The organism is Acidobacteriota bacterium, assembly GCA_016196065.1.
GTDB lineage: Bacteria > Acidobacteriota > Terriglobia > Terriglobales > Acidobacteriaceae > Acidiflorens.
This window is the reverse complement of record JACPYL010000010.1, coordinates 168,819-185,607: the sequence shown is the minus strand read 5'-3', so window position 1 is coordinate 185,607 and position 16,789 is coordinate 168,819. Positions and strand designations below refer to the sequence as shown.

13 protein-coding genes and 1 tRNA gene are annotated in these 16,789 nt (G+C 56.8%); 5 read left to right on the top strand and 9 right to left on the bottom strand.

Annotation, left to right across the window (positions count from 1 at the left end; translation table 11 throughout):
• Positions 1-144: 144 nt before the first annotated feature.
• The 4 genes from HY010_04205 to chrA form a co-directional block, all read right to left on the bottom strand.
• The gene (locus HY010_04205; GenBank protein ID MBI3474909.1) at positions 145-1,167 is read right to left on the bottom strand and encodes a TIGR03118 family protein; all 1,023 of its coding nucleotides are present in this window, start codon (positions 1,165-1,167) and stop codon (positions 145-147) included.
• Positions 1,168-1,325: 158 nt separating this feature from the next.
• Positions 1,326-2,594, bottom strand: a complete 1,269-nt coding sequence (locus HY010_04200; protein ID MBI3474908.1) for an MFS transporter — start codon at positions 2,592-2,594, stop codon at positions 1,326-1,328.
• Positions 2,595-2,696: 102 nt separating this feature from the next.
• Positions 2,697-3,173, bottom strand: coding sequence for a gluconokinase (locus tag HY010_04195; GenBank protein ID MBI3474907.1), 477 nt, complete (start codon positions 3,171-3,173; stop codon positions 2,697-2,699).
• A 20-nt stretch (positions 3,174-3,193) separates the two neighbouring features.
• The gene (gene chrA / locus HY010_04190; GenBank protein MBI3474906.1) at positions 3,194-4,354 is read right to left on the bottom strand and encodes a chromate efflux transporter; all 1,161 of its coding nucleotides are present in this window, start codon (positions 4,352-4,354) and stop codon (positions 3,194-3,196) included.
• Positions 4,355-4,596: 242 nt separating this feature from the next.
• Here chrA and HY010_04185 point away from each other — a divergent pair.
• Positions 4,597-4,689, top strand: a tRNA-OTHER gene (locus tag HY010_04185).
• 79 nt (positions 4,690-4,768) lie between these two features.
• On the opposite strand, the gene HY010_04180 is transcribed toward HY010_04185, so the two are convergent.
• From HY010_04180 to HY010_04165, 4 genes are all read right to left on the bottom strand, one after another.
• Positions 4,769-5,269, bottom strand: coding sequence for an N-acetyltransferase (locus HY010_04180; GenBank protein MBI3474905.1), 501 nt, complete (start codon positions 5,267-5,269; stop codon positions 4,769-4,771).
• A 113-nt stretch (positions 5,270-5,382) separates the two neighbouring features.
• Positions 5,383-7,671, bottom strand: a complete 2,289-nt coding sequence (locus HY010_04175; GenBank protein MBI3474904.1) for a diguanylate cyclase — start codon at positions 7,669-7,671, stop codon at positions 5,383-5,385.
• A 176-nt stretch (positions 7,672-7,847) separates the two neighbouring features.
• A complete protein-coding gene (locus HY010_04170; GenBank protein MBI3474903.1) occupies positions 7,848-10,016 on the bottom strand; it encodes a radical SAM protein in 2,169 nt (722 codons plus the stop codon).
• Positions 10,017-10,429: 413 nt separating this feature from the next.
• Positions 10,430-11,560 (bottom strand): hypothetical protein, encoded by a 1,131-nt coding sequence (locus HY010_04165; protein MBI3474902.1) that lies wholly within the window; start codon positions 11,558-11,560, stop codon positions 10,430-10,432.
• A gap of 125 nt (positions 11,561-11,685) precedes the next feature.
• On the opposite strand from HY010_04165, the gene HY010_04160 reads away from it, so the two are divergent.
• The 3 genes from HY010_04160 (at position 11,686) to HY010_04150 (ending at position 14,846) form a co-directional block, all read left to right on the top strand.
• Positions 11,686-12,399: an esterase family protein gene (locus tag HY010_04160; protein ID MBI3474901.1), complete on the top strand. Its 714-nt coding sequence runs from the start codon at positions 11,686-11,688 to the stop codon at positions 12,397-12,399.
• Between the two features lie 37 nt (positions 12,400-12,436).
• On the top strand, positions 12,437-13,780 hold the full coding sequence (locus HY010_04155; protein MBI3474900.1) for a M48 family metallopeptidase: 1,344 nt from the start codon (positions 12,437-12,439) through the stop codon (positions 13,778-13,780).
• Between the two features lie 91 nt (positions 13,781-13,871).
• On the top strand, positions 13,872-14,846 hold the full coding sequence (locus HY010_04150; protein MBI3474899.1) for a hypothetical protein: 975 nt from the start codon (positions 13,872-13,874) through the stop codon (positions 14,844-14,846).
• A gap of 297 nt (positions 14,847-15,143) precedes the next feature.
• Here the strand turns inward: HY010_04150 and HY010_04145 are convergent, their stop codons facing one another.
• A complete protein-coding gene (locus HY010_04145) occupies positions 15,144-15,488 on the bottom strand; it encodes a nuclear transport factor 2 family protein (GenBank protein MBI3474898.1) in 345 nt (114 codons plus the stop codon).
• A gap of 153 nt (positions 15,489-15,641) precedes the next feature.
• Here HY010_04145 and HY010_04140 point away from each other — a divergent pair, with 153 nt between their 5' ends.
• Positions 15,642-16,784, top strand: coding sequence for a carboxylate-amine ligase (locus HY010_04140; GenBank protein MBI3474897.1), 1,143 nt, complete (start codon positions 15,642-15,644; stop codon positions 16,782-16,784).
• Positions 16,785-16,789: the final 5 nt, after the last annotated feature.

The window sequence follows — 16,789 nt, the reverse complement described above, 5'->3', positions numbered from 1 at the left end:
CGGAGTGTCTGACTGAAAAACGATGAATGGCAGGGAAAAAGCACGCATTTTCACGCGGAAGGCGAATAGTGCAAGGAAATTGAGCAGAAAAATGACCCACCCAAATACAGATCCGATCGGGTGGGCCGGAAGTTAACTGGTTGATTACTGAATCACGCCAAACAATCCGTTGATTCCGTTCTTTGGGCCAGCGGTATAGAAGAGCTGATTCGTCTTTCCATTTGCAGGTGTGCCGCCGCCGAATTCGATCCCCCACAACTGGTTGATCTTGATCGGTTTGCCCACTTTGTTCTTGATCGTTCCAACCATGGCGCCAGTGCTCAAATCGAAGCCATTGATCGTCCCGGTGTTGGTGTTATTGCCGATCAGTAGCGTGTTGCTGAGCGGACCAAAGTTGCTGGGCGCAACCGCTATTCCCCAGGGCTGGTTCAGAGGAGTGCCCTGGATCAGCGTCTTCACGAACGTTCCGTCTTCCCCGAAGATGTCGATGAATCCACCAGCCCCGCCCTTGGTATCGGCAAAAGCCACGTAGAGCTTCCCATTGATGTCCTGAATGTTGGCGGGAGCGAAGCCGGCGGGCAGGTTGTGATCCGTAAAAGAGGTCACAAACTTGAAGGTGCCGTCGTAAACATCGACCTTGTTGTTGTTGAAATCGGCCGCATAGATCATGTTGCCGGAAGGCTTGTTGGTAATCGCGAGCCCGGTATAGCTCGCGCCTGATCCAGAATTATTGACCGCGATCAACGACGCGCTCGGGGAAAATTGCGACCATCCGCTGATCGTCCCATCGAGCGTGACAAAAAGAAACAGCGAAACCCAATTGCTGATCTTGAACTGTTGCGAACCGTTGAAAACAATTCCCGTCGGAGACCCAACGCCGGTGCCCGAAGCCGTCGGAATCGTCACGATCAGGCCTTGCTTCACTCCCGTGCCGTCATACAACGTCGAAAGCCCGCTGTACTCGTCACTCAGCCAGAAAGGATTTCCTGGAGCATATGCCAGGCCCCAGCCATTCTGTAACTGCACATCCTGCTGCTTAGCGCCCTTGGAAAGGTTGGAAACGAGGTTGGTCTTCTTATATTGCGCCAGCGCCGTGCCGGACATCAGCAACAACGACATCACGAGCATCGTGGCGATAAGGCGATTGCGGCGGACTACAGGATTCATTGAAAAATCTCCTTGATGAACGAACTCGGCCGTCGAACCGCGGCCACTAGGAATCCATGCAAAGTGAGGAAAATTCTTCGCCCTGACAGCGCCCGAATGCTACTGCGCAATGGACAAGACAGTTGTCACAACCACGTCAGCTATTTGTAAATTCCTTGTCAATGTTTCGTGACGGAGACGGGTGCGAGTTTGACCGCCAGAACCACGACTCCGCTGATCGCAAGCGCTGCACTGACCAGCAACAACCCTCCGCGGAATTGGCCCGTCGAAGTCCGCACCAACCCGATCACATAGGGCCCGGCGAATCCGCCCAGGTTGCCAATCGAATTGATGAACGCGATTCCCGCCGCTGCTGCCGTGCCGGACAACAAACTCGTCGGCATCGACCAGAACGGCCCCATCATCGAAAACACTCCCAGCACGGCGATGCTAAGAAGCACAATCGACGGCCCCACTGAAGTAGAGAACGCCGCCCCAACCAATGCGATTGCCCCCGCAAACGCAGGCAAAGCCGTGTGCCACCGTCGCTCTCCCGAGCGGTCCGAGTGCACTCCGACCGCGACCATGGCCAGCGCCGCCGCAATATAAGGAATCGCCGACAACAGCCCCACCTTGAAATTGCTCACGGACGAGACTCCCTTGATCATTTTGGGCAGCCACAAGCTCACACCGTACGAAACCGTATTCAGCCCGAAGTACACCATCGCCAGCATCCATATGCGGCCGATCTTCAGAGCACTGAACGTCCCAGTGGCGGCCGCGACAACCTGCCGTTCCTCTTGCAGGGTGTGTAATAGCCATTCCCGCTGTTCCTCTGGAAGCCAGGCCGCCCGCTCGGGACGATCCACCAGGTACGCCAGCACCACGCCTCCTAGCAACACTGCCGGAATCCCTTCCATGAGGAACATCCACTGCCATCCCGCCAGCCCCGCCTTCAGGTGCAAGCCCAGCAACGCTCCCGACACCGGTCCGCCCAGAACTCCCGACAGCGGCGCAGCCGTCATGAATCTGGCCACCGTCCTCGCCCGCGCTTGGGCAGGAAACCACGTCCGTAAATAGAAAATGACTCCTGGAAAAAATCCTGCCTCCGCAGCGCCCAGTAGAAACCGCAGCGCATAAAAACTGCGCGGACCACTCACGAAAATCATCGACGCCGAAATCACGCCCCACACCATCATCAGCAATGCAATCCAGCGCCGCGCTCCAACTTTTTCCAGCATCAAGTTGCTGGGCACCTGGAAGCAGAAATATCCTGCAAAAAACATTCCCGCGCCCAGGCCATATACCGAATCCGTAAACGAAAGCTGTTGTTGCATCTGGAGTGCGGCAAACCCCACGTTGATTCGGTCCAGATACGCAACGATGTACAGCACGAAAAGAAATGGCACCAGCCGCAACGTAAGCTTGCGGACCACCTCCTCCTCCATCGTGCCCCCGACTTTGACTTCCCCTGTGATCTCTGTGTCTCCTGTGGTTGAAAATCTTGGCGTTCTCCGCGTCCTTTTGCGGATTCTTTGTGAGCTTTGCGGTTAAAGGCTTCTTCGAATCTCCGTCACCATCTCTTCGATCGTGCGGTCAGCATTCACCACCAGCGCATCCTGCGGTTCTTCCAGCGACGCGATCTGACTCTCCAGCATCGACTCCTTCATGTAGTGCCCCTGCCGCTCGTGCAGTCTCTCCCGCAGCAGAGCGCGATCCGCTTTCAAATACACTACTCGCACTTCCGGCTTGGCCACCAATTCCTCGCGATATGCTTCCTTCAATGCCGAGCAAGCTAAAATTGCATTCGCCTTCGAATCGATCCAGCCCACGATCAAGCCTCGCAGACTCTTCAGCCAGGGTTCTCGATCTTCGTCGGTGAGCGGAATTCCACTGCGCATCTTCTCGACATTCGCTGCTGAATGATAGTCGTCGCCATCGGCAAACTCCCATCCGAGTTGGGACGCCAGCAGTTTCCCCACTGTCGTCTTCCCCGAACCCGACACACCCATCAGCAGAACGACCAAACGTCATCACCTCGCCAGACTTATCGCAAAGCCTGCAATGTCCATCCCAGCCCACCCGCCGCGACCACCAGCACCGCCGAATTTACGCGAAAGCGCAGCAATGCGATAACGCTGACCACAAAGATCGCCATTGTAATTCGATCCACCAGCGCTGCTTTACCCAACTGCCACGTTACCACCGCCATCAGTGCGATCGATGCCGCCACCACTCCGTCCAATGCAGCGGCGACCATCGGCGCTCGCCGGAGTTTCGGGATCAACGGACCCGCCATCGCCACCAACAGGAATCCCGGGACAAAGATTCCGACCGTCGCCACGAACGCCCCTCGCCATCCCGCCACGATATATCCGATGAACGTTGCCGTGGTGAATAGTGGTCCGGGAGTGAATTGTCCGACCGCCACCGCATCGATCAACTGCCGCTCGGTAAGCCAATGGAGGCGTTCCACAAACTCCGAACGCAGGAACGCCAGCAGGACATACCCGCTGCCAAAAACGACCGAGCCGATTTTCAGAAAGGAAAGGAATAGCCGCATCAAGCTCACTGGGATCGCAACACCAGCGGCAACAGCGCTTGCGGATACCGCGAGCACTTTCGGAAGTCCCACCAGGGACACCTTTCCCGATTGCCCCTTTACCGCAAAAGCCGCACTCGAAACAATTCCCGCAACCATCAAAATGAGAATCGGACTCACTCCCAGCAGGCTGGCGATTACGGCCATGGCAGCAACGAGCCCAAGGAAAAGCGTCCGCACTCCCGTGCGCGCAAACTTCCAAAGCGCTTGCACGATAATGGCGGCGACAACGGGCTTAATGGCGTAAAGGATCGCCTCGACCGGCGGTAGCGCGCCGAAACGCACATAGGCCCAGGCGATCATCGAAACCAGAACTGCCGCCGGAATAATAAAGCAGCAACCGGCCACGATCAGTCCACGCCAGCCTCGCTTCAGATGGCCCACAAAGATCCCTAGCTCCGTCGAACTCGGTCCCGGAATCAGGTTTGCCGCTGCCAGTCGATCAAGAAATTCCGTCTCGCTGAGCCACTTCCTCCGGCGCACGAACTTCTCTTCCATCATCGCGATGTGCGCGGCCGGCCCTCCAAAAGCAATCGTCCCAAGTTTCAGAAAGACGAATGCGAGCTCCGCCAGCGAAGGCCCCCGATTTGGATTTGCGTCTGCCAATCGTTCCTGCTCGACTCCGCATTGTCACACACGAGCGCCTACTTGTTTGTGCGGACTCTCCTCTCGGCTCAGCGTCACGGTTCCGGCATCGAAGTCGTGCTCTCGAGTCCGGCAAACCCTCCATCGAGGAGTAAGACGCCCTAGGGGAATATCGGTTGATACTGTGCAGTGGCCAGACTCGAAGTTACTCTGATTCAGGTGAAGGTAGTGGGTATCTCGTTTCGTATCCGCTGCCGATGCTAGGGCCGGTAGTGTAATGGAGCACGTCGGAATATTTACCCGCGTCCCAGAAATTTCGTCCGAAGGTGCAAGTTCAACGCTTGCCCGGTCCACCACTCTATAGCTCGCCTCGCGGCACGGATATTCAACGGTCGCGACTGAGAGATAGCCCTCCCCGCAAGATCTTCTTTGCGTTCACCCCGCTCTCTCCATCCAACACACGTCCCAATACTTTCCAAACTTTCTCCCCACCTCGGAAAACACACCCACCTCTTTGAATCCAAGCCGCGCATGGAGCGCCGCCGTGGCCGCGTTCGGCATCGTAAAGCCGGCCACAAAGCGATGGACATCTTCGCCGCGCAGCGCTTCAAACAGCCCGTTGTACAGGCGTTTCCCAATGCACTGCCCTACCGCTTCCGGCGCACAATAGATGGTCGTTTCGACAGTCGTGTCATAGGACGCCTTCGGACGAAACCGCATCGTCCCGGCATATCCCATCACGCCGGCTTCGCCTTCAGCCACTAGTAGCCGATGCCGGCCCGATGCGCCAAACTGCGCGAACCAAACCCCGCGACGTTCGACCGTGTAGGGTTCGATATCAAACGTTACCGGAGTATTCACTACGTAATAGTTGTAGATCTCGTTGAGCCTGGCCAGGTCAGACAGCTCCGCCGCCCGAATAGAAATCTCCGCCATGCGAGTCCCCTTCTCATTGGTACCGCCTAGTAGAGACATCTTATAAGCGTGGTGCTGGCCTTTCCGACAAGCCATTCACTTCCATGGGAGGTTGCTGCGCTTGAACTGCTGAGCTAGATCACACCGCCAGCAGCAGAGATTGCTTCTTCATTGATATTCTTGCCGATCGCTACCCGATCGCGGCCCGCTCTTTTTGCCTGATACAGGGCGGCATCCGCGGACGCGAACAGCTCTTGTGCAGTCGCACCATGAATGGGATAACACGCCACGCCGATCGAAATCGTGATTTCGCCCAGCGCCTGGCCGTTGTACATGACGTGCAAATTCTTCGCGTCCGCTCGCAATTCCTCTGCCCGCTTGCAGGTATTCGCCAGATCCGCATTGGGCAGAATCAGGACAAACTCCTCTCCACCGTAGCGGCAGGCAATGTCTTCGCCTCTGATCTTGCTCGCAAACAGCGCGCCCGTTTCTTGCAGAACGGCATCTCCGGCATCATGGCCAAATGTGTCGTTGAATTTCTTGAAGTGATCCAAGTCCAGCATCATGAGTCCCAGAGGCTGCTTCGACCGCAGAACGCGATGGATCTCCCGGTCGAACGTTTCCTCGAGATAGCGCCGGTTAAAGAGGCCCGTAAGAGAATCGCGGATGGATTGACTCCGCAAGGCCTCGCGCAAGCGGATATTCGCAATGGAAAGACCGATCTGCTCCGAGAAAGCACCGATCAGCGAAATTTCTGATTCTGAGAATCCGCGTTGCCCCGCCGGGATTTGAAAGTGGATGATCCCCAGCGCCTCTCCATGCGCCAGCACCGGCACACACACATAGGAATCGGAGACACTTCCGGCATGAGCGCAGGGAGCGCTGCGGTCTCCGGCTTCGACCATATAGCGATGCCCGGTGCGCAAGGCCCAACAGCCATTGGGCTCGAACGTTTTTGACACAAGATTGCAATCCCCCCAACTGCCGGTCAGCTCCAGCAAATTCTTGGAGGCGTCCAGCAAAATCACCGCGCCTCGCCAGCCCGGGAAGATTCGGGGAGCATATCCCGTAACAATGCCAAAGGCCTCGGTCTGGTTGGTACCACTTTGCAGCAGTTCTCCCATCCTGGCCAGTAACTCCGCCTTGCGCGAACGCTCGGTCAACTCCTTGACCAGGCCCTCCGTCTGCAGATTCATCTCTCGTTGCGCACTGGCCCGGTCGCGCATTTCGTTCGTCAGATGAACATTTGCCTCGACCAGCGCTGCGGTCCTTTGCCGCACCTGCTCTTCGAGACTCTCCTGATTCCGCTTCTGGTCGTCGATGTCAGTGCAGGTGCCAAACCACTTCACGATAGTTCCCTGTGCGTCGCGCACCGCCTGTGCGCGGCCCAGGTGCCAGCGGTAGGTTTGATCGCTCGCCCGAAGAAAGCGATGCTGCACTTCATACGGAGTGCCTTGTTGGGCGGCCAATTCCCATGTTGCCTTTGTGAACGCTACGTCATCCGGATGCAACACGCTCCACCACACGCTTTCATCCGTTGGCTCGATTCCTCCGGTGTAGTCGTACCACCGCTTGTTAAAGAAGTCCGGACGCCCATCGGGTCTCGCCGTCCACACAATCTGCGGAATCGCTTCTGCCAGTGTCCGGAAGTGGACCTCCTGTTGCCGCGCGATTTCGACAACTGCCCGCTGTGCCGCCACCAGTCGGTCCAAAAACGATGTCCCAATTGCAACCAGGAGCACGAGCACGCTGATCGTGCTGATCGCCGCCACTCCGAGCGAAGAGATACTCACGGCGTACGAGAGGTCCACGGTTTCGCCGGTAGGGACAAATGTCACCGCCCACATGCCCGTGTAGTGCATGATGGGAATCGCACTCCCCATAAGCAGCGCGCTGAGCACTTTGCGCTGGCTGGCCTCCGTCTCTTCGCGAACTCGAACAGATAGGATTAACGCGACATAAGAAATCACCACCGCGATCACCACCGAAGCCGCCACAATCGTGGGATCGTACTGCGCGCGTGCGGGCAGCCGCATCGCGGCCATCCCGATGTAGTGCATCACCGAGATGCCGCATCCCGTAAAAAAGCTAGCCGTGACCGTCTGCCACCTTCTGAGACTCTTTCTGCTGATGGTGTACAGCGCGATCAGGCTGGCCAGCATGGCCACCAGCAAAGACGCCAACACGATCGGTAGATCGTAGTAGACCTTCATAGGCAGGCTGAAGGCCAGCATGCCGATGTAGTGCATCGACCAGATGCCCGTCCCCATTGACGTCGCGCCGCCCACCAGCCAGTACACGCGCACTCGGCTACGGGCGGCCGTGATACGGCCGGCCAGATCCAGCGTCGCGTAGGCGGAGACCATCGCGATCAAAACGGAGAGTGCCACCATCCCCAAATCATGGTGCCCGTGCATCGCCATCGAATGCAGGAAAGGATCCTCCTATGTCTATTCTTCGGATCGAAGGAAGATTCCCTTGAGTGATGCATGGGACGTATGTACCGCGAGACATGTCCTGTTTGGCGAGGACTGCCGCTCAATAAGAAAGGCCGCCCGAAGGCGGCCTGTTCAGTTTGCTCGCAGCTCGTAGCCCGGAGCTAGTCCCCAGCCACTGGCTCCCCAACCTGCTCCGCTGCTTTCTTAGCTTCGCTTCCATTGGAGTTGCCGTTGTTCGCTGCGGGTGCGATCGCGCCGAGCGGGATGAATCCGGCTTCGTCCGACGTCGCGGCCTTCTCTTTCAGAACCACTTCCCGATAGAGTGCAGCCATGCGTGCGTCGTAAGCGGCGTCGTTCTTCTTGTTGCCGCGTTCCGCAGCCTGTTTCGCGTCGCGCGCTCGAACCTTCTCTTCGCGCGCTGTCTTAGCGATGCCCAGCTTGTCCAGATCGTGCTGGATTTCCTGGGTCACGATCCCATCGCGCAACTGCAGGGAATGCTGCGCGTCTTCCATGTTGACTTTCTTGCCGCCCGCGAAGATCTCGTGACGTCCATGCTCTTCATACCACTTGGTGAGCGTGGCGGTCATGTGCATCTTCTCGATGATGTTGCGCCATCCCACGCCCGTGTTGTAAGCGCAGAAGCTGATCTCGCCTTCCTGCGTGGCGTAAGGAATGATGCACTGCTCGGTCCGGCGGAAGTCGTAGTTGAACAGATCCTGGAACCACATTCCCGCAACGAACAGGAAATTCCAGCGATCCTGGCGGCGCTTCATGACGTCGTCAATCGTCCGGTCTGGACCGACCTTGCCGTAGTTCTTGCCGGTCGCGTTGAAGTTCTTATCGAACTTCTTGAGCAGGTCCATCAACTTGAAATGCGTCGGGGACTGGAATGAATCGTAATTCTTCATCAAGCACAGAGCCATTCCAAATACCGTCCAGAACTTCGACCGAGCCGCATCGTTAACCTTCGCAATATCCTTTGCGAGCTGATCGCCCTTCAGGAAAGCCGTAACCGGCACCGCTTCCTTGGTCTCCTTATCAATCATGATCGCCATCCCCGTCCCACAATTTGGATGACAACCGCAGGAGAGTTGGCCCCAGTCGTTGTTGGGTTCGCCGGCGTGCATGACGTCGGCCCAATCGCTGAAAGTGGACATGAAGCTGATCGGATACCAGTCGCGTTTCGGTTCGCCGAGGCCGGTTTGATTTTTTACGTCGTGCGCCAAGTGGGCCAGCGTGTAACGCTGCGCCTGGCGGCGTTCATCGGTGATGGCTTCGTCGCGGCCGGTGAAGCTTACGGGCTGGAAGCTGAGGAAGCCAATTTTTTTCGGATTGTCTAATGCGAACTGGATGATGCGTCCAACTTGTTCGTTGTTGATGCCGTTGACGATGGTCACGACGGGCACGATTTCGACGCCGGCGCGATGGAGGTTATCGATCGCCTTCAACTTCACGTCAAACAGATTGCCGACTGCGCGGTGCGCGTTGGCGGCGTTGCCGATACCGTCGAACTGCAGATAGGCATACCGCAATCCCGCTTCGGCAGCTTGCTGCGCGAATTCAAAACTCTTCGCGAATTCGATGCCGTTAGTCGCAGCCTGCACGCTGTTGTAGCCAACCTTGCGGGCATAGCGGACGGCGTCCAGGAAGTACGGCGACAACGTGGGCTCGCCGCCCGAGAACTGTACGGACATCTGGCGGCGCGGCTTGATGGTGATCGCGTTATCGAGAACGGTCTTGATTTCTTCCCACGTCAATTCGTGAACGAAGCCAACCTGGTTGGCGTCCATGAAGCAGGGATCGCACATCATGTTGCAACGGTTGGTGAGATCGACCGTCAACACTGATCCGCGGCCGTATTTCACGGTCGACGATCCGTGGTGATGGAGCTTCTCGTCGTTATGGGCCTTGATGTCGCGGCCGGGGAAAACTTTTTCCAGGTGATCGGAGAACTCGGTGTCGATCGACATCAGATCTTCGAAGTGTCCGTGGGTCGGGCAATCCTTGACCATCCAGATCTTGCCATCGCGCTCGATGATCTGCGCTTTGATCTCGCCGACTTTTTCGTTCATCAACACGTCGACGGGCAATTTGCCGTCAAGAATCTGCTGGCGAATTTCCGGCACACACTTCGGACAGAGCGAGTCCGTGGTGCGCGGCCAGCCAAGGGGCGGCTTCGATTTTTCGAAAGACTTGAGCAGCGGCTTATCGGACCACTTCGGGGTCGGCGATGGATTGGGAGCAACACGGTTCAAACGTTCAAAGATGGCCCACGCGCCAGTGGCTGCGATCGTAACGGCCTTCTCGACATACTTGATCGGCTTATGCATTCTGCTCTCGCTTTCCTGAGTGCTGCGAAATTTAAACCCGCAAACTAGAACTGTCCCTCGCGCTCTTCAATGAGCGGTATAAGAAATAGCTCTTCCACGGTGAAACCTGGAAGTTTCGTTACGTGGAGTTCGTCAGGGTGATCTTATTGAAGAATATCGACTTGGCCACCAAAAAGGCAATAAAAGGGTGAAAATGGGGGTCGAGTGGTAACTGGGGGGATTGAGCGGGGCTAAGTTGTTGAAAGGAAAAGAGCAGATGTGAGCTTAGAGCTGCGAGCTGCGAGCCGGGCGGGGGTGTCGTCCCTACGGGACTCGGTTTGGGGCCGGGCTCACCCGGCACTGACGTGCCGGGCTTCCCTGTGCCGCCGCTACGCGGCTTGGGCCCGAAGGGGGGTAGTGCAGCACTTTTGCGTCTAGTGTGTTGCTGCGCTGAAGAATGCTTTGTTCCGATCTTCGATCTGGTTGCCGGAGAATTTTCCTTCCTTGAACATGCGTTTGAGGAACGCGGGGAACGGCTCTGCGGGATCGCTGAAATGTTGTTCCTTGAATAACGAGTAGAGAGCGACGGCGAAAACGTGGATGCCGTCGTCCTGCTGGCGCCAGTATTCCTTCATGTCCTGGGGTGCGATGAAGCGCTCGGCGATCCACTCTTCCAGCGCCTGCACACAATCTTCTTCAACCAGGCCGTCGGGCTCGTTGTATCCGAAGGAGCGGTCGTGGTGCTCGACCTTGTTCATGAAATAGGGGACGGAGCGAAGCAAGGTTAGATCCGCGCGCAGGGCAGGATCGTGCGCCAGATCGTAGGGCGGATGCATCATTTCGTGGATGGCGTTGTGGAGAACGATGCGAAACGGATACGAGTAATGCGAGAGAAACCGGGTGCCGGTGATCTTGATGCCGTGCGGCTCGGAATAATAAAGAAGGTAGACGGTGATGTGGTTGGACGCCAGGGGCGTCCCCAGCACGGATTCGATTGCGGGCACAATGTTGTATTTGGGAAGGTCGGCGGCGATCTTTTTTCTTGCTTCTTCTACGCGAGGTCGAACTTCTTTTTCCCAGTCGGATTCGAAGTGGATACGCTGCAGCGCTCGGAACGCCGTCTTCAGGTCGAGGCGGCTGGCTTCGTAGAGTTTCCATCCATCCTCATCGAAGTAAGGCGTGGCCTGGAGGTTGCGCTTCATGGCGGCGCTGTCGTCAACGACGTGGATCAGATCTTCCAGTGAATCGGCTTCGACGGCGGAAAAGTACAGCGAGAGATGGGCGGAGATGATGCCGCCGTTTTCGTCCTTGATGCGGTGCTTGAGGCTGGCGAAGGCGGCCAGTTCCTCGGGCTTGAGCAGGCGGGAGAGGCGCTCGTAGTCCGCTTTGTAGTATTCGAGATAATAGGGGTCGGCGCTGAGTACGTTCAGGGCGCAGAGGGCGTCGAATTTGAACGATGGGCGAACGTCCCAGTCGGTGGTGGCGTGGCGACTTTGTGCGCTCAGGATGGAAGACACACTCACCACCAGAGCCAGGGCCACGAACAGACGTTGGATTCGAGTCATACGGATTAGACGGGTGGCCAAAAGAGTGGTGATCGCTTCGGGCCCGCGCAACGTGATGGCATAGAGTAGCAGGCGGGCGGCGATGTGCGAGTATCCGCCCGGTTCGGGTACAATCCTTCCTCGAAATGAATCGCGAACACCATAAGAATTACAGCCACGAGTTGCAGCGGGATATGGAGTCGCTTGTCTTTGGACATGCCGGCGCGCCTCTGCTCGTCTTCCCGAGTTCCATGGGACGTTTTTTTGAATATGAAGATGCGGGAATGATCCGCACACTCGCTCCGAAGATCGATGCTGGCGAGCTCCAGGTGTTTTGCGTCGATAGCGTTGATACCGAGAGTTGGTACAACAAGGGAGTGCATCCGGGGTCGCGGATCTGGCGGCATGTGCAGTACGAAAAGTATGTAATGAACGAATTCGTGCCGTTCCTGAAGTGGAAGAACTGGGCCCCGCAGCTGGCGGTTACGGGATGCAGTTTTGGCGGCTATCATGCGTTGAATTTTTCGTTGCGGCATCCGGATCTGGTGTCGGCGTGCATTTGCATGAGCGGGTCGTATAACATCAAGAGTTTTCTCGACGCCTACTTTGATGACAACGTGTATTTCAACAATCCGCCCGACTATGTGCAGGGAATGAATGATGATGGGCTCCTTTCGCGCATTCGTGCCATGAAGATTGTGCTCGGAACGTCGGACTGGGATATGTGCCTGGACGCGAATATCAAGATGGCGGGATTGCTGCACGCGAAGGGGATTCCGCACTGGCTGGACATCTGGGGCGACAACAACAAGCATGATTGGCCCTTGTGGCAGCGAATGGCGGGAAAGTATCTGTACTGAAGTCGTGATCGTTCGCGCACGACGCGAGTGAGACAAGATGACCAGGTTGGCTTCAGTTTTATTGGCGCTGGTATTTTCGGCATCCGTCTGCGCGGCGGGCGATCAGACGCCATCGGCTGATGCCCGTCAACAACAGCAGTCTTCGATTGCATCGCCAGCCGGAACCGCGCCGCAGGCAGCCCACACAGTGACGGCTTACACCCTGCCGCCTGACCTCTATCAGAAAGCCCACGAGCGGCGCCGGATTCACTTTCGGTTGGACTTGGTCAACTTCTTCTATGGACTGTTTGCCCTGTGGCTTATCCTGCGGCTGAAACTGAGCGCGAAGTTTCGCGACTGGGCGGTTCACTTCTCGTCGCGGCGATTCCTGCAGGCCTGCATATTCGCTCCGCTGTTTGTTCTGGCTCTCGACATACTTACTCTCCCTATCGACATTTATGGCCAGATGGTCGAAAGGCGGTTCGGCATTTCGATCCAGGGATGGGGATCGTGGGCTGGGGACTGGGCGCTTGGGCAAATGGTCGCGGTGATTCTGGCGACCGTGTTCGTGTGGATTCTGTATGCGGTGATCCGCAAAAGTCCGCAACGCTGGTGGTTCCATTTTTGGCTGGCTTCCCTGCCGCTCGTCGTCCTGGTGACACTGATCACGCCCTGGGTAATCGATCCCCTGTTCCACAAATTTGAGCCTTTGCAGAAACGAGATCCCGCGCTTGTATCCGCCTTGGAGCAGATGGTGCAGAGGGCCGGCGTCGATATTCCACCGGAGCGCATGTTCTGGATGAACGCTGGTGAGAAGACTACTGCTCTCAACGCTTACGTCACCGGGATCGGCCAGTCGAAGCGCATCGTCGTATGGGATACCACGATCGCCAAGCTGAACGCGCCGCAAATCGTTTTCACCGCAGGTCACGAAACCGGACACTATGTTTTGCAGCACGTGCCTAAGGGCATTGCGGCGGCGGGCGTCGTTTTTCTTCTGCTGTTCTATGTCGGCTATCGTTTAGTGGGCTGGATGCTTGCGCGCTGGGGCGCGGGCTGGGGAATCCATGCGCTCGACGACTGGGCTTCGCTGCCGGTTCTGGTGTTGCTGCTCTCCATACTTCAGTTCGCAAGCAACCCACTTCTCAGCGGCTTCAGTCGCTATGCCGAACACCAGGCCGACCAGTATGGACTCGAAGTCACGCATAGTCTGACGCCCGACTCGGGCCAAGTGGCAGCACAAACGTTTCAGGCGATGGGCGAAGTCAACCTTGCCGATCCTGACCCTGATCCGCTTGACGTATTCTTGTTCTTTGACCATCCCCGCATTCGCGACCGTGTGCAGTTCTGTGTAACGTATGATCCGTGGTCGCAGGGTGGGGCGGGAGAGTTTATCAAGTAAGAAGAGGCTTCGAGCTACGTGCCGCGAGCTATCAATTCGCGCTACTGGCTGCTAGCTTCTAGCTGGTGGCAAGCAAAATCGGGAGTGTACTGTGAAGAAAATCGGACTTCTTTTTGGGATGGAGAATACGTTTCCGCCGGCGTTGGTGGAGAAGATCAACTCTTTGAATGCGGGAGTTGAGGCGGAGTTTGTGAAGATTGGCGGAATCCGGATGGATGAGCCGAAGAAATATGCGGTGATCCTGGATCGCATCTCGCAAGACATTCCGTTCTATCGCGCATATCTGAAGAACGCGATGCTGCAGGGGACGATTGTCGTGAACAATCCGTTCTGGTGGACGGCGGACGACAAGTTCTTCAACTACGCGATGGCGCACAAGATGGGCGTGGCGATTCCGCCGACGGTGATCCTGCCGCATCAGAAGCATCCGCCGGATACGACTGATCTGTCGATGAGGAACCTGATCTATCCGCTGAATTGGGAAGAAGTGTTTGAGTATGTCGGGTTCCCGGCTTTCCTGAAACCATACGCTGGTGGCGGGTGGAAGCATGTGTACAAGGTCGACACTCCGGAAGAGTTCTTCAACGCCTATAACCAGACCGGCGATCTCTGCATGACGCTGCAGCATGGCGTGGTATTTGACGATTATTTCCGGTGCTATGTGGTCGGTCAGGAAAAAGTGCACATCATGCGCTATGACCCGAAGGCTCCTCATCATGAACGATATGTGAAGGGGAATCCTGCGCCGGCGCCGGCCATGAAGGAACGCGTCGAGAAGGATGCTTTGGCTCTGTGCCGCGCCTTGGGGTATGACCTGAACACGGTGGAGTTTGCGGTCGAGGACGGCGTGCCCTATGCGATCGATTTCATGAATCCGGCGCCGGATGCAGAGATCACTTCGGTTGGTCCGGAGAATTTCAAATGGGCGGTTGAGAATGTCGCGGAGATGCTGGTGAAGACGGCTCTAAGCGACGAGAAGCCCTATGAAGAGATGCGCTGGGCGTCGTTTTTGACGGGGCCGAAGTGGGTGGATCTGAAGACGCCAAAGCCGCGGAAGAAGGCGTAGGGCCAGGAGTAGTTCTTTTCACCGGGGAGGCACAGAGAGAGTTGGAAGGCTTTGCGAACTTTCGCTGCAGTTTTGTTTGTTGTTTTGGCTGTTCTCGTGTTCTTGGCATTCCTTGTTGTACCTGCTTACATCGACGCGCGACACTGGTGGCCTCGCCGAAGGAAGAAATAACCTAGACCGATCTCTTGTCGGTCGATACAACGAGCCTGCCCTCACGGGCTGAAGCCCGCGTTTTTGTAGACCGATAGCGGCACGATTGAAATCGTGCCCTCCCGAAAACCTTTTGTGAGACCGGCTCTAGGCAATCTCAAAAATCTTGACCAGCCCGTTTTCGCACGTGAAAACGTGCTTCACCATCTGGTCGGCAAGCACAGAGCCGTCCATGTCCCGCACCACCTGGTGGACATCCACGGTGACTTTGTCGCCGTCAATGTGGAAGCCTTGCGGATCCACGCGTGGATTTACCTGTTTCCACTGGCGCGTCCAATACTCTCGTACGCCGGCGTGGCCGTGAACACTGCCTCCTTCCATGCCGTTGGCCCAGATCACATCTGGCAGCATGCCGGTCAGGCAGCGATCGATGTCGCGGGCGTTGAAGGCGGCGTAGAGGGCGGTTAGCAGTTGGTGTTGTTGGACTTCCATTAGATTTGCTCCCCCTGAAACTGCCGGGCTTTGCCCGGCTGGACAGGTCGGAGACCTGTCCCCACATGAGCTTAGCCAGGTAAGGCCCCTCCTAAACACTGTTATACTATCTGGACTTTGGCTGGCCCCCTCCGGCTGGCTTGTGGTGCCGCTATGAAACCTACGTTCACGCTGGGCATTGAAGAGGAGTATCAGACAGTCGATCCCGAGACTCGGGATCTGCGGTCGCACATTCATGCCGAGATCATCGAGAAGGGCAAACTCATCCTGCAAGAGCGCGTAAAGGCTGAGATGCACCAGTCGGTGGTGGAAGTGGGAACTTCGGTCTGCAACAACATTACCGAGGCCAAGGACGAGCTGAAAAAACTACGGCGCGACATGATCCGGTTGTCGCGGGAGAACGGGCTGCGGCTGGCGTCGGCGGCGACGCATCCATTTGCCGATTGGCGATTACAGGAAGTGACTCCCGACGAGCGTTACAAGAACATTGTCGAAGACCTGCAACTGGTGGCGCGCGCGAACCTGATTTTTGGACTACACGTACACGTTGGCGTGGAGGACCGCGAGACCGCGATCCACCTGATGAACCACGCGCGGTATTTTGTGCCGCATCTGCTGGCGCTGTCTTCGAATTCGCCTTTCTGGCTGGGGATGAACACGGGTTTGAAATCGTACCGCTGCAAAGTGTTCGACAAGTTTCCGCGCACGAACATGCCCGACTACTTTCCGAGTTGGGGCGAGTACGACAACTACATCAAGCTGCTGGTGAAGACGAACTGCATCGATAACGCGAAGAAGATCTGGTGGGACATTCGACCGCATCCATTCTTTAACACGCTCGAGTTCCGCGTATGCGATATCCCGATGCGGGTGGACGAGACGATTGCGCTGGCGGCGCTGATCCAGGCGACGGTTGCTAAACTGTATCGTCTTTATTCCGCCAATACCGGATTCCGCTTGTACCGGCGATCGCTGCTGATGGAAAACAAGTGGCGGGCAGCGCGCTACGGCTTGGATGGAAAATTGGTTGACTTCGGCAAACAGACCGAAGTGCCGGAACGCGAACTGATCGAAGAGTATCTGGAGTTTGTGGACGACGTGGTGGACGAACTGGGTTCACGCAAGGAAGTGGAGTACATCCGCCAGATCATGAAGATGGGCACGGGCGCGGACCGGCAACTGAAAGTGTTCCGTGAAACAGGCGATATGAAAGCTGTCGTGGACTACATCATTGAGGAGACTGAGGTTGGCCTGGGCGAAGAAGCGCTCGAACTCCCCACTGCCAGGGCCGTCTGATTCGT

Bases quoted from the DNA above. Each gene is read 5' to 3' on its own strand.
- HY010_04205 (MBI3474909.1), bottom strand. From the start codon at position 1,167: ATGAATCCTGTAGTCCGCCGCAATCGCCTTATCGCCACGATGCTCGTG.
- HY010_04200 (MBI3474908.1), bottom strand. From the start codon at position 2,594: ATGGAGGAGGAGGTGGTCCGCAAGCTTACGTTGCGGCTGGTGCCATTT.
- HY010_04180 (MBI3474905.1), bottom strand. From the start codon at position 5,269: ATGGCGGAGATTTCTATTCGGGCGGCGGAGCTGTCTGACCTGGCCAGG.
- HY010_04175 (MBI3474904.1), bottom strand. From the start codon at position 7,671: ATGGCGATGCACGGGCACCATGATTTGGGGATGGTGGCACTCTCCGTT.
- HY010_04170 (MBI3474903.1), bottom strand. From the start codon at position 10,016: ATGCATAAGCCGATCAAGTATGTCGAGAAGGCCGTTACGATCGCAGCC.
- HY010_04165 (MBI3474902.1), bottom strand. From the start codon at position 11,560: ATGACTCGAATCCAACGTCTGTTCGTGGCCCTGGCTCTGGTGGTGAGT.
- HY010_04160 (MBI3474901.1), top strand. From the start codon at position 11,686: ATGAATCGCGAACACCATAAGAATTACAGCCACGAGTTGCAGCGGGAT.
- HY010_04155 (MBI3474900.1), top strand. From the start codon at position 12,437: ATGACCAGGTTGGCTTCAGTTTTATTGGCGCTGGTATTTTCGGCATCC.
- HY010_04145 (MBI3474898.1), bottom strand. From the start codon at position 15,488: ATGGAAGTCCAACAACACCAACTGCTAACCGCCCTCTACGCCGCCTTC.
- HY010_04140 (MBI3474897.1), top strand. From the start codon at position 15,642: ATGAAACCTACGTTCACGCTGGGCATTGAAGAGGAGTATCAGACAGTC.